The sequence below is a fragment of the Pseudomonas palmensis genome (assembly GCF_017848315.1).
GTDB lineage: Bacteria > Pseudomonadota > Gammaproteobacteria > Pseudomonadales > Pseudomonadaceae > Aquipseudomonas > Aquipseudomonas palmensis.
Genome location: NZ_JAFKEC010000068.1, coordinates 1 through 12690, shown reverse-complemented (window position 1 = coordinate 12690; position 12690 = coordinate 1). Strand labels below are relative to the sequence as shown.

The following is a 12690-nucleotide window of genomic DNA, read 5'->3' as shown; positions in this document are numbered from 1 at the left end:
GCCTGAACGCCCACTTGCCTGGAGTTGCACCATGCCTGGCCTGTCTACTTCCGCCCCCCGTGGCTGGACGCAGTGGTGCAAACCGCTGGCGTTCCTGCTGGTGGCCGCCATCGGCCTGTACTACGTGAAATGGTCGCCCTACTACGCCAAGTCGTTTGTTGCCGCCGACAGCCACAGCATCGGCGCCTCGATCCTGGACGATCACCAGTACGCACCGCTGACGGCAGCGCTGGCGTATGCCCAGGTGTACTTCCTGGCCATCTGGAAGGCGGCGCTGCTGGCGGTGATCCTCGGCTCGCTGGTTCAGGTGCTGATACCGCGGGACTGGCTGCTGCGCCTGTTCGGCAAGGCCGGGCTGGGCTCGACCCTGCGTGGCGGCCTGTTCGCCCTGCCGGGCATGATGTGCAGTTGCTGCGCGGCACCGGTGGCTGCCGGGCTGCGTCGGCAGAATGTGTCGGTAGGCGCAGCGCTGGCGTTCTGGATCGCCAACCCGGTGCTCAACCCGGCCACGCTGGTGTTCATGGGCTTCGTGCTGGGCTGGGAGTTCAGTGCCCTGCGCCTGGTGGCGGGTGTGGTGCTGGTGGTGGGGGTGTCGCTGTTCGCCCAGCGCATCTCACGCCCGGACGTACTGCCCGAACCCGCGGTGGACGCGGCCAATGTGGCCAGTACCCCGGTGCCCGGCAGCCTGCTGGCACGCTGGATGAAAACCCTGTGGCAGCTGTTCTGGACCACCATCCCGATCTATGTGCTGGCCGTGCTGGTACTGGGCGCGGCGCGGGTATGGCTGTTTCCGCATGTCGAGGGCGGCATGGGTTCAGGGCTGGTGTGGCTGGTACCGCTGGCGGTGGTCGGCACGCTGTTCGTGATCCCGACGGCGGCGGAAATCCCGATCGTGCAGACGCTGATGGCCCTGGGGCTGGGCACCGCGCCGGCGGTGGCATTGCTGATGACCTTGCCCAGCGTGAGCCTGCCGTCACTGCTGATGCTGCGCACCTCCTTCGATACGCGGGTGCTGGTGTGGGTTGCGCTGCTGACGATGCTGGTGGGGGTGCTCAGCGGGCTGGTTGCGCTGCTGGTGCTCTAGGGCCGGCGTGCACCGCCCCCACAGCACCGGCACAGGTGCCTACAGCCGCCTTTCGCGCAGGTAGGCCAGCACCGCGGCCCGATCGCCGGCGAACTCGATGCGCGCCGCCTTGGCATCGCGCTGGTAGGCGTACATCGGGTCGTAGTACTCGCTCAGCAGGCCCTCGATCCACGCACGGTGCAGCTCCACCGCGCCGCTCGCACGCTGCACCTGCAATGCCGCGTCCATCGCCGCCGCCAGGCGCTGGTAACGCTCGCCACCCAGGCGCCGGACAATGCCCGACAGGCTCTCGCGCAACCGCCCGGCAAAGTGTTCGAAGCCCTGCTCCGGCCCGTGGGCCAGCACGAACTCGGCGCACAGGTCGATCACATAGTCCTGCAGGATTCGTTGCACGCGGCATTCCAGGCTGTCTTCGAGCCACACCAGCGGCGCCTGCTGCATGCGCCGGTACAGGCCCAGCGGCACCGCGCGGCTGCCGATCATGCGCCCCTCGTCCTCGAGCACGAACTGCTCGATGCCGGCGTTGCGCTTTTTCAGCAGGTCCACCGCCAGGGTGTTTTCAAAACCGATCTGCGCCGGCTGCGCAGTGGCATGCCGGCCGAAGCTGGAGCCACGGTGGTTGGCGTGCCGCTCCAGGTCCAGCGCATTGTCCAGCTGCGCCAGCGCCTCGGTCTTGCCGGTGCCGGTCATGCCGCCCAGCAGCACGAAATCGCACTGCGCCACGGCCTGGTCGCCAACCTCCAGCAGAAACGTGCGCAAGGCCTTGTAGCCCCCGCCTACGCGCCGGTAGCGGATACCGGCCTCATCGCGCAGCCACTGCTGGGTGATCTGCGAACGCAGGCCACCGCGAAAGCAGTACAGCAGGCCATCGGGGTTGGCCCGGGCGAACTGCGCCCAGGCCTGGATACGGGCCTGGCGCAGCGCCCCGGACACCAGCTGGTGCCCGAGCACCATTGCCGCCTGCTGGCCATGCTGCTTGTAGCAGGTGCCCACCTGCTGGCGCTCGTCGTCGTTCATCAACGGCAGATTGCTGGCGTGGGTGAACGCGCCCTTGTCGAACTCGACCGGTGCGCGCACATCCATCAGGGGCACATCGTCGAGAAAGATCGAACGGTAGTCGGTGCAGTCGTCGTGCATCAACACACCTCGACCGCATGGGTGCCGCGCGCCACCAGCGTGCCGATCGGCGTCAGCGCCAGGCCCTGTGCCTGCGTCAGCTCGAGAAACGCCGCCTGCCCTTCGGGCGCCACCGCCACCAGCAGCCCGCCACTGGTCTGCGGGTCGCACAACAGCAGCTTGTGCGCCTCGCTCAACGGGCCGATGCGCTCGCCATAGCTGTCGAAGTTGCGCAGCGTGCCACCGGGTACGCAACCCTGCTCGATGTAGTGCTCGACACTGGCCAGGCGCGGTACCTGCGCCGCTTCCAGGCGCGCGGTCACGCCGCTGCCATCGGCCATTTCCACCAGGTGCCCGAGCAGGCCGAAGCCAGTGACGTCGGTCATGGCCTTGACCCCCTCCAGGCGCGCGATCTGGCTGCCGATACGGTTGAGGGTGCACATCTGGTCACGCGCCAGGCCCACGTCTTCGGCGCGCAGCAGGCCCTTCTTCTCCGCCGTGGTGAGCACGCCGATGCCCAGCGGCTTGGTCAGGTACAGCTGGCAGCCGACGGTGGCGGTGTCGTTGCGCTTGATGTGGCGCTTGTCGACGATGCCGGTGACCGCCAGGCCGAAGATCGGCTCGGGGGCGTCGATCGAATGCCCGCCGGCCAGGGGAATGCCGGCCGCATCGCACACCGCGCGCCCGCCGCGGATCACCTCGCGGGCGATCTCCGGGGCCAGCACGTTGACCGGCCAGCCCAGGATGGCGATGGCCATCAGCGGGTCGCCGCCCATGGCGTAGATGTCGCTGATGGCGTTGGTGGCCGCAATGCGGCCGAAATCGAAGGGGTCGTCGACGATGGGCATGAAGAAGTCGGTGGTCGAGACCACGCCGCGCTCGTCATCGATGGCATACACCGCCGCATCGTCGCGCGAGGCGTTGCCCACCCACAGGCGCGGGTCGAGGTTCTGCGCGCCGCTGCCGGCGAGGATCACCTCGAGCACCTTGGGTGAAATCTTGCAGCCACAGCCGGCGCCGTGGCTGTACTGGGTAAGGCGTACTGGTTCGTTCATCGGTTGTCCCCCGGGTTCAAGCCCCTGAGTCTAAGGCAGGGGACCCGGGGGCGCTACGTGATGGTGGCTACTGCTAGACCTTGAACTGGGTCACCAGCAGGTTGAGGTCGACCGCAAGGCCTGCCAGCGCCTGGCTGGCGGCATTGCTCTGGCGTGCACCGGCCGCGGTCTGGATCGACAGGTCACGGATGTTGACCAGGTTGCGGTCCACCTCGCGGGCCACCTGGGCCTGCTCCTCACTGGCGCTGGCGATCACCAGGTTGCGCTCGTTGATGCCGGTGATGGCCTGGGTGATCTCGTCCAGGGCGTGACCGCACAGCTGCGCCACTTCCAGGGTAGCGTGGGCGCGCTGATTGCTGTTGCGCATTGCCGTGACCGCCGTGCCGGTGCCCTGCTCGATGGTCCCGATCATGGTCTCGATCTCCTGGGTGGACTGCTGGGTGCGGTGCGCCAGCGCCCGAACCTCGTCGGCCACCACGGCGAAGCCCCGCCCGGCATCCCCGGCCCGGGCCGCCTCGATGGCGGCGTTGAGGGCCAGCAGGTTGGTCTGTTCGGCAATCGCGCGGATCACTTCCAGCACCTGGCCGATGTTGCGTACATCGCCCGCCAGGTGCTCGACCTGCTCGCAGGTGTGGGTCACGTCGTCGGTAAGCTGGCCGATGGAGTCGACGGTGCGCTGCACCTGCTCGCGGCCGTGGTGGGCGGTCTCGTCGGTCTGGCGCGAAGCCTCGGAGGTGCTCACGGCGTTGCGGGCCACCTCCTCCACGGCCGCCGTCATCTCGTTCACCGCCGTGGCCGCCTGCTCCACTTCGTCGTTCTGCTGCTGCAGCGCGCGATTGGAGTCGTCGGTGGCAGCCTGCAGCTCTTCGGCGGCCGAGGCCAGCTGGCTGGAGGAACTGGCGATTTTCTGCAGCGTGCCGCGCAGGCTGCCCTGCATGTCGCGCAGCGCCAGCAGCAGACGCGCCGGCTCATCCTTGCCGCTGATGCTGATCTCGTCGCACAGGTCGCCACCGGCGATGGTCTGGGCAATGCCCACGGCTTCGCCCAGCGGGCGCACGATGCTGCGCGTGAGCAGCACTGCAAGCGCCACGGTCAAAGCCAGCACCACGGCCAGAATCGCCAGCACCAGGCTGATGGCGCCATGGAATACCTCGGTGCTGCGTTGGGCCGCCTGCTCCCCGCCCTTGTCGTTGAGCGCAATGATTTCGAGCAGGTCGGTGAGCATGCCGTCGGCATTGGTCAGGTACGGGCCGGCGTCCACCAGCGCGATGGCGTCGTCCTTGCGCCCCTGCTGCAGTAACTGGACGACCTTGTGCTGATCGGCAAGGTAGCGCGTCTTGGCCTGCTGGTAGCGGGCGAACGCGGCCTGTTCCTGCGCCAGGGTGATCAGCCCGGCATAGGTCGCCTCCTGGGTGTCCAGCTGCGCTTCGAGCTGGTGCAGACGCGTGATCAGGTCCTGCAGGTCGTCGCCGTCGCGCAGTACCAGCAGGCGCAGGGTCAGGGTGCGGATCTGGGTGCTGGTCAGCGCTACGCCGTTGGCCGCGACAATCGAGGGCAGCCAGTTCTGGTCGACCTGGTTGGACTGTTCGTTCATTCGACGCATTTCCAGCAGCGACAGGCCGCCAAGGGCCATCGCCAGCAGGGCAATCAGCGCGAAGCTGAGGCCGGCACGCAGGGAAATGTTGAGGGAGCGCAGAAGCATGGGGTGTTCCTTGTGGCTGCAAAAGTACAACCCGCGCCGGGACAGGCGGCGCGGTCAGGTTCTGCAGGCAAGGCGGTGAAGCGGGAGGGCAGTGTTCTTTATGAGTGCTTGCTCCACTGCCGGCGGGATCACTCGGCGGCAGTGAAGCCATGATATCACATTGACATTAATTGTAACGTTGTCGGTGGTCAGGACTTGAAGCGGCCCACCAGTGCGTTCAATTCGGCCGACAGCGTGGACAGTCGTCCGGAGTCCTCCTGCGCCGAGCTGGCCAGGCTTTCGACCAGGCGCGCTTCGTCGTAGATCTGCTGGATATGCCGGTTGATCTCTTCGGCCACACTGTGCTGCTCCTCGGCGGCGGCCGAGATCTGCAGGTTCTGGTCGCGGATCTCGTTGACCGACAGCTGGATGCCCTCGAAGCTGTCGCGCGCGCTTTCGATGGAGGTGACACTGGCCCGGGACAGGTCCTGGCAGCTTTGCATCTTCTGCGATACCTCCTGGGTCTTGCTGGCGAGGGTACCGAGCAACTGGTCGATTTCGCCGGTGGAGTCGGCGGTGCGCTTGGCCAGCGCGCGCACCTCGTCCGCCACCACGGCAAAGCCGCGGCCCTGGTCGCCGGCGCGGGCGGCCTCGATAGCGGCATTGAGCGCCAGCAGGTTGGTCTGCTCGGCGATGGCGCGAATGGTGCCCAGGATCTGGTTGATGCTGCGGCTGCCCTCCTCCAGCTCGACCATGGCCTGGGACGACTCGCTCAGGCGGTTGCCCAGGCGGTTGACGTTCTCGGTGGTCAGCTCGATCTGCTGCTTGCCTTCGGCCACCCGGCGATGCCCGCTTTCGGCGGAATCGGCGGCGTTGCTGCACGAGCGGGCCACCTCGTTGGCGGTGGCGACCATTTCGTTGAATGCGGTGGAAACCAGCTCCACCGCTTCACGCTGGCGCCCGGCCGCCTGGTTCATGTTGGTGGCCACCTCGCTGTTGACCTGCGAGGCGTCGTGCAGGTTGGTGGAGGCTGCGCCGATGCGCTGGATCAACTGGCGGATGGCCGCCAGAAACCGGTTGAACCAGCCGGCCAGCTCGGCGGTTTCGTCCTTGCCCTGCACAACCAGGTCGCGGCGCAGGTCGCCCTCGCCCTCGGCGATCGACTGCAGGCCCGTGCTGACCTGGCCGATGGGCTTGACGATCACCCGGGCGAACGCGGCGCCGATCAGCGCGAAGAAGATCGCCAGCACCACCACGATGATCCCGGCCAGGTAGGTCATGCGCGTGGCGGCGCCCATCACTTCGCGCTGCTCGATCAGGCCCACGAAGCGCCAGCCCAGGCCTGGGGAGGTCCATACGTTGGCCATGTAGCGAACCCCGTCGATCTCGACGTCGGCAGCCCCCTGTTCGGTGGCCGCGAGCCTGGCGTAGGGCTCGCCCAGGTCCTTGAGCGGCTTGAAGCTGTGCCCGTCGTCGCGCGGGTCGACCAGCACCACACCGTCCTCGATCAGCATCACGTAGCCGCTTTGACCCAGCTTGATGCTCTTGACCAGTTCGGTGAGGTTCTTCAGCGAGACGCTGACCACGAACACGCCGCGGGGCTTGCCGGCGCCGTCGAGCATGGCCCGGGCGGTGCCCACCAGGGCCACGTCGTCCTTGTCGTAGTAGTAGGCCGGGGTGCGCACGGTCTTGCCGGGGCTGGCCATCGCGGCCTTGTACCAGGGGCGCTGGCGCGGGTCGTAGTTGGCCAGTTGCGGGTCATCCGGCCACTTGGCGTAGGTGCCGTCTTCCAGGCCGATGGACAGGATGGCCGCCGCCGGGTGGGTGGCGCCAAAGCGTGCAAAGGCATCGATCACCCCCTGGGCCGGCGCTGGCAGGGGCTGGCTGGCGGCGTCGGCAGCGCGGTAGTCCTTGAGCGTCTGCACAGCGCTGTATACAGGATCGGCCGACATCTGATCGACGTTCTGCTGCATCCCGTCGAAGAACTGGCGCATGTTGCCGTCGATCTGGCGTATTTCCCGGGTGCTGCCATCGATGAACTGTTCAACCGCCTGAGTGCGGATGTTCATCACGCTGACCACCGCGACCACCGTTACCGGGATGAAAGCCACCAGTACAAACGCAAGGACCAGCTTGTTTTTTATATTCATCGCGCGCTTCACCCTCCCCGGGCATGAGGCGCCAGTCACCCGTGCAGCGTGAGTTCTGGCAATTTGCTATCACCGCTGTTTCGGCTGGGGAGGTGAAAATCTTTAATACAGTTTCGTGTACAAAAAAAAGCAGGATTGTTTCTAGTTGGTCGGCCGCATGGGGCGCGGCGCCGGCATGCCAGGCGTGGCGCCCTGCAGCACCAGGCGGGTGATGGTGGCAGCCGCCAGCGCGTAGTCGTCGCCCTGGGGCGCATGCACGCCCGTGAGCTGGGCCATGCGCCAGCCGAAATTGGTGTAGGTGCGGGTGGCCGACCAGATGAACAGCATCAGGTGTTGCGGGTCGACCGGGGCGATCAGGCCGCGTTTGATCCAGCTGTTCAGGCAGTGCACGTTGAGCTGCGCCTCGGCGCGCAGCAGGTCGCGGCACACCCCGGGCAGTTGCTTGGCCCCGTGCAGCAGCTCGCTGCTGAACACGTTGGAGGTGTACGGGTGGTCACGCACGATGCGGATGCGCGCCTGGATGTAGGCCGGCAGCGCCACCTGCGGGTCATCGCTGGCGCGCAGCACGGCGGAGGCCGCGAGCAAGGGTTCCAGAAAGGCCATCAGCACCCGGGTGTAGAGGTTTTCCTTGGTCTGGAAGTAGTAGTACAGGTTGGCCTTGGGCACGCCGGCGCGGGCCGCGATGTCGCGGGTCTGGGCGGCGTTGTAGCCCTTGCTGGCGAATTCCTCGCTGGCGGCCTCGAGAATCAGCTGCTGGTTGCGTTGACGAATGCTGGACATGGCGATGGCACTTCGGGGAAAGACCCTCGCAATATACAAAAATACATAGCGATGAGGCTATGCATGCCAGGTTGCGGGCGCGCCTTCGCCGGCAAGGCCGGCGGCTGGAGTGGGTGGGGCGCCTCAGGCCTCGGCCAGCAGGTAGGTGCGCAGGTCCCTGGAGACCTCTTCGGCCAGCAGCCCGACGATCACCTCGACACCGGCCTGGCGCAACAGGCGAACCCCGGCCCCGGCATTGCGCGGGTCCGGGTCGAGCATGCCGACGAACACCCGCTCCACCCCCTTGTCGATCAACGCCAGGGCACACGACGGGGTGCGCCCCTGGAACGAACAGGGCTCCAGGGTCACATACGCTGTCACACCCCGGCCCCCTTCCGGCAATTTCGCCAACGCCATCGCCTCGGCATGGGGCTGCCCCGGCGGTTGGGTGTGGCCCTGGCTGATCACCTGGTGATCGCGGACCATCACGCAGCCCACCGGCGGGTTGGGCCGGCACGCCGGCAAGGCACGGCGCCCCTCGATCAGGGCCAGTTGCATGAAATCGCTGTTGGAAGGGAGTATCGGCATAAGGTCCTTGCCCAGTGGGTTCCAGAATGAGCGAAGGCGACAGGGTACTCCTGCTGCACGGCGAGGGCACGATTTCTCCCGCATCGTGCGCTCACGCCGGTTGCCCGTTGTCGCTGCCGGCGGGCTTCGCTATAGTCACGCCCTGGCGTTCTCCGCGCCTGCCGTCCGCGCAAAGGGCCACGCCCCGGTACAGAACAGCCTCATTCGTCGATACGACTCCCGGCCTGCAAGCGGACAAGGCCCGACCCAGGAGATCGTATGCTCGCCGCCCTGCCCCCGCACATCTGCCATGACGGCAGAATCAACCTCGAACACCAGCGCAAACGCGCCAAGACCCTGCTCAGGCACCTGCTGGCCGGCACTGCGCCGGCGCACTTCAAGCCCCTGCCCCACAGCCGCGCCCCACGCCTGGCCGATGCGCAGTGGCTGATCGCGCAGGAGCTGGGCTTTGCCAGCTGGCCAAGGCTCAAGGCGCATGTCGACGCCATCGACTTTGCCGCACGCAACCCCGGCTTCGAAGCCGACGACGAAGCCCGCAGCGTGCATTGGCGGTGCGGCAACGACATCGCCCATACCCTGCGCCTGGCCGGTTTCAAGGGGGCCTTCCATACCTTCATCGACCCGCTGTGCATGGGCCCGGTACCGGCACTGCCGGCGCAACCGTTGCTCGCCCTGCGCAACGATTACATCAGCCGCGTGTTCGGCATGCCAGAAGCCGACGTGGCGCGGCGCAGTGCCGAGGAGTACGCCGCCCTGGCGCAGCTCGACGGGTGCCCGCACGCCGTGCTGTGGTGCGAGGCGGATGCCTATGACCAGTTGTTCCTGATCCGCGTGCTGGCGGGCATCGAGCAGTTGCCCGAGTGCCTGGAACTGATCGAGATCAGCCAGGTGCCGGGGGTGCAGCGTTTCATCGGCATCGGCCAGCTCGCGCCGGACCTGCTGGCCTGGCTGTGGCCCCAGCGTCGGCGCCTGGACGAGGCAGCGCTGGCGCTGGCCCGGCGTGCCTGGGCGGCGTACAGCGCGCCCTCGCCACTGGCCTGGGCGCAGCTGGCCCATGCGCCAAGCCCGGCACTGCCCTTGCTGGCGCCGGCATTGCTGCGCCAGTTGCAGGAACTGCCGGGGCTGGCCGACGGCCTGTCGCTGACCGAGCGCCTGGCCCTGGGCATCGTCGCCGAAGCCGGCAGCCTGGCGTTCGGCCGGGTGTTCGCAGAGCTCATGGGCAGGCGCGAGCCACTGCCGTACCTGGGCGACCAGATGTTCCATGCGCTGATGCGCCCGCTGATCGATGCGCCCACGCCGTTGCTGATCGAAGCGGACATTCACCTGCCCTGGCCGCAACGCAGCCTGACCCTCACGGCCCTGGGCCAGCGGGTACTGGCAGGTGACGCCTACTGGCTGGACCAGGCGGCCCCCGAACGCTGGGTAGGCGGTGTACGCCTGCAGGCCGGGCTGGCGCACTGGGCACTGGATGCCCATGGCCAGCCGGTGTGGCGCCACCAACCGTCCTGATGCCTGCCGAACGACCGCCGACCTAGCCAAAGGTCGGCACCCCAAAACGTAACAATATGTACAAAGCACGCGGTTGATTGTTTATGCTGGCCTGCTCATGCCATGGCGCATAGCCACATCGACCTGTTAATCGACCATGAAAATCTTTCTCGTTCTACTGTTTGTCTTCTCCATCGCCTACGTGCACCTGCGCGGGCGCGTGCGGCACAAGCTCACCCGCCAGCTGGGCGATCACTCCAGCTTCCTGGCCCCGATCAACGTGTTTCTCTACCTGTTCTCCCGGCTGCCGGCCAAGCCCTACCTGCCGGTGGAGGCCTTCCCCGAGCTCAAGCCGCTGCAGGACAACTGGCAGGAAATTCGTGCCGAAGCCCAGCAACTGCTGCACGTGGGCGAAATCAAGAGTTCGCAGAGCCATGACGACGTCGGCTTCAACTCGTTCTTCAAGAGCGGCTGGAAGCGCTTCTACCTGAAGTGGTACGGCGAAAGCCACCCGTCGGCCATGAAGCTGTGCCCACGCACCACCGAACTGCTGCAGGGCATCGGCACGGTCAAGGCGGCGATGTTCGCCACCCTGCCGCCGGGCTCCAAACTTGTGCGCCATCGTGACCCGTATGCCGGCTCCTACCGCTACCACCTGGGGCTGGACACGCCCAACGACGAGGCCTGCTATATCTGCGTCGACGGCGAGAACTACCACTGGCGCGACGGCGAGGCGGTGATGTTCGACGAAACCTACATCCACTACGCGGCCAACCACACCGAGCACAACCGCATCATCCTGTTCTGTGATGTGGAGCGACCGCTGAAGTACCGCTGGGCGACGGCGTTCAACCGCTGGTTCAGCCGCAAGGTGATGGCCGCCGCTGCGGCGCCGAACGATGCGGGCGACAAGACCGGCGGGATCAACCGGCTGTTCACGCGCATCTACAAGATCCGCGAGCGCGGCAAGGCGCTGAAGAAGCGCAACCGGCTGCGCTACTACCTGGAGAAGTGGGCGGTGGTGGCGCTGTTGCTGCTGGTGTTCATCTATATCTGAGGTGGCCCTTTCGCCGGTAAGGCCGGCTCCTGCAGGCGGCGCGTGAGCCTGTGGGGGCCGGCCTTGCGGCAAAACGGCCCCTACCAAAGTACGCCCCCACCCCGACCATCGACCAACGGCGCCCCAGTGGCGAAAAAACTAGCTTCACTGTTCATTTTGTCGCAACACAAAAAGGTGAAGACGATGAGCATGATGGACTGGGATGGCTACCGCAAACAGCTGATGGCCGGTATCGGCGACCTCAAGCAACTCTCGCCCGGCACGGTCGACGGCTACATGACCGCCAGCGGCGCCGGGGCCAAGACCAACCACCTGGACGCAAAGACCCGCGAGCTGATCTCCCTGGCCGTGGCGGTGACCACCCGCTGCGACGGCTGCATTGCCGTGCACTCGGCGCAGGCGGTCAAGCAAGGCGCCACCCGTGAGGAAATCGCCGAGGCCCTGGGCGTGGCCGTGGCGATGAACGCCGGCGCCGCCCTGGTGTACTCGGCGCGCGCACTGGATGCGGTGGGCAAGGCCGGGGAGTAACCCGGCCCGGGGCCTGCGCTCAGGGCTGCGCAGGCCGCTCCATCAGCACCACCTCGATCGGGTCGCCGCCCACCCCGTGGGAGAAGAAGTCGCGCCCCTTGGCGACAAACCCGTGACGCTGATAGAAGCTCTCGGCATTGAGCGTGGACTCGACCTTGATCACCTCCACGCCCGGCGCCCGGGCCTTGGCCAGGCCCGCCTCCAGCAGGCGGCTGCCCAGTTGCTGGCCGGCCGCCTGCTGCAGCACGAACAGGCGCGTGACTTCGCCAGGTTCAGCGTCGACAAAACCGACCACCGTCTCACCCTGACATGCCACCACCATCGAGCCCTTGGCAATGGAACGCTCGTAATCCTCATGGGTTCGCTGGCCCATCCAGCCGCGCAACTGCTCATCCGAATAGCGCCCACCCGCCAATTGCGTGATCGACTGGTGCGTCACCGCAAATACCGCTGCCCCATCGCCGGCCCGGGCCGCGCGCAAGGTGATCGACTCCATGGGTTCCCTTCCCCTGTGAATGCATGAGCCGCCACTCTAGCCGGCCTGCACGGTGGCCTCAACCACCCGGGTTGGTGAACTGGATGTACAGGCAGAAGCTGCCCAGCAGCAGCCAGAAGCCGATGAACAGCCAGGGCGTGCGCATGGAGAACAGCAGCGACTTGCAAAAGCCCTTGTGGCTCGATTCCAGCTCGTTGAACAGCGGCGATTCGTCGTAGGCCAGGCCCATGGCCGGCTTGCTGTGCAGCAGGTTGCTCTGCTTAAAGTGCCAGTGATCGATGATCAGGTAGGCGGCCCGTATGCCCGGCCAGGCGTTGAGCGAACTGACGATGCCAAGCAGCGCCATCAGGCACGGCACCACCAGGGTGAACAGCTTGCCCCATTCGGGGTTGAGGTTGGCCATCGACGAGGCAAAGGCGATCACCAGGAACGACTGCGCCGTGAGGTAGGCGTTGGTCCGGTTGGACAGCAGGCTGGTTTCGTACTGGATCTCGCGCCGGTAGAAGTCCAGGCGCTCCTTGGGCGAGCCGAACAGCAACGGGTCGTCTTCGTCGCTCGATTGCACGGGCAAGGGTTGGGTGATGATTTTCGACATGTCTGGGTATCCGCAACCAGTGGTCGAATTTGGAGCCCACCCCGGCGCCAGCGTTCAGTTGATTGCGCCGGTCGGGGCGCAATCCCTTAGAAT

Annotated in this window: 12 protein-coding genes and 2 pseudogenes; 4 read left to right on the top strand and 10 right to left on the bottom strand. The window is 66.6% G+C overall.

Annotation, left to right across the window (positions count from 1 at the left end; genetic code table 11):
- Positions 1-31 precede the first annotated feature (31 nt).
- Complete coding sequence (locus JZZ72_RS24450) at positions 32-1084, top strand: permease (protein ID WP_054914409.1); 1053 nt, start codon at positions 32-34, stop codon at positions 1082-1084.
- Positions 1085-1123: 39 nt separating this feature from the next.
- On the opposite strand, the gene mnmH is transcribed toward JZZ72_RS24450, so the two are convergent.
- The 8 genes and pseudogenes from mnmH to JZZ72_RS24420 all read right to left on the bottom strand — a co-directional run bounded on the left by mnmH (position 1124) and on the right by JZZ72_RS24420 (position 8433).
- Entirely contained in the window at positions 1124-2221 is a 1098-nt protein-coding gene (gene mnmH / locus JZZ72_RS24445) for a tRNA 2-selenouridine(34) synthase MnmH (RefSeq protein ID WP_054914408.1), read from the bottom strand.
- Positions 2221-3255: a selenide, water dikinase SelD gene (selD, locus tag JZZ72_RS24440; RefSeq protein ID WP_043860242.1), complete on the bottom strand. Its 1035-nt coding sequence runs from the start codon at positions 3253-3255 to the stop codon at positions 2221-2223. Before selD ends, mnmH begins: the two co-directional genes overlap by 1 nt.
- Before the next feature lie 73 nt (positions 3256-3328).
- Positions 3329-4192, bottom strand: coding sequence for a methyl-accepting chemotaxis protein (locus JZZ72_RS28375; RefSeq protein ID WP_370409268.1), 864 nt, complete (start codon positions 4190-4192; stop codon positions 3329-3331).
- Positions 4187-4957: pseudogene (locus JZZ72_RS28370) on the bottom strand (MCP four helix bundle domain-containing protein); the annotation flags it as partial. The pseudogene JZZ72_RS28370 and the gene JZZ72_RS28375, both read right to left, overlap by 6 nt.
- Before the next feature lie 188 nt (positions 4958-5145).
- Positions 5146-5913 (bottom strand): methyl-accepting chemotaxis protein, encoded by a 768-nt coding sequence (locus JZZ72_RS28365; RefSeq protein ID WP_370409269.1) that lies wholly within the window; start codon positions 5911-5913, stop codon positions 5146-5148.
- Positions 5914-6000: 87 nt separating this feature from the next.
- Positions 6001-7005, bottom strand: a pseudogene (locus JZZ72_RS28360) (cache domain-containing protein); the annotation flags it as partial.
- A gap of 222 nt (positions 7006-7227) precedes the next feature.
- A complete protein-coding gene (locus JZZ72_RS24425; RefSeq protein WP_043860245.1) occupies positions 7228-7866 on the bottom strand; it encodes a TetR/AcrR family transcriptional regulator in 639 nt (212 codons plus the stop codon).
- A gap of 123 nt (positions 7867-7989) precedes the next feature.
- Positions 7990-8433 (bottom strand): bifunctional diaminohydroxyphosphoribosylaminopyrimidine deaminase/5-amino-6-(5-phosphoribosylamino)uracil reductase RibD, encoded by a 444-nt coding sequence (locus tag JZZ72_RS24420; protein ID WP_043860246.1) that lies wholly within the window; start codon positions 8431-8433, stop codon positions 7990-7992.
- 258 nt (positions 8434-8691) lie between these two features.
- Here JZZ72_RS24420 and JZZ72_RS24415 point away from each other — a divergent pair, with 258 nt between their 5' ends.
- The 3 genes from JZZ72_RS24415 (at position 8692) to JZZ72_RS24405 (ending at position 11506) form a co-directional block, all read left to right on the top strand.
- Positions 8692-9942 carry a DUF1835 domain-containing protein gene (locus tag JZZ72_RS24415; protein ID WP_210015298.1) on the top strand — a complete coding sequence of 417 codons (1251 nt, stop codon included), beginning with the start codon at positions 8692-8694 and terminating at the stop codon, positions 9940-9942.
- A gap of 136 nt (positions 9943-10078) precedes the next feature.
- Complete coding sequence (lpxO, locus tag JZZ72_RS24410; protein WP_043860248.1) at positions 10079-10978, top strand: lipid A hydroxylase LpxO; 900 nt, start codon at positions 10079-10081, stop codon at positions 10976-10978.
- Between the two features lie 183 nt (positions 10979-11161).
- Positions 11162-11506: a carboxymuconolactone decarboxylase family protein gene (locus tag JZZ72_RS24405; RefSeq protein WP_078481264.1), complete on the top strand. Its 345-nt coding sequence runs from the start codon at positions 11162-11164 to the stop codon at positions 11504-11506.
- Positions 11507-11525: 19 nt separating this feature from the next.
- Here JZZ72_RS24405 and JZZ72_RS24400 read toward each other — a convergent pair whose 3' ends face one another.
- Both JZZ72_RS24400 and JZZ72_RS24395 read right to left on the bottom strand, forming a co-directional pair.
- Positions 11526-12002, bottom strand: coding sequence for a GNAT family N-acetyltransferase (locus JZZ72_RS24400; RefSeq protein WP_210015297.1), 477 nt, complete (start codon positions 12000-12002; stop codon positions 11526-11528).
- A gap of 58 nt (positions 12003-12060) precedes the next feature.
- Positions 12061-12597 carry a hypothetical protein gene (locus JZZ72_RS24395; protein ID WP_043860251.1) on the bottom strand — a complete coding sequence of 179 codons (537 nt, stop codon included), beginning with the start codon at positions 12595-12597 and terminating at the stop codon, positions 12061-12063.
- Positions 12598-12690 lie beyond the last annotated feature (93 nt).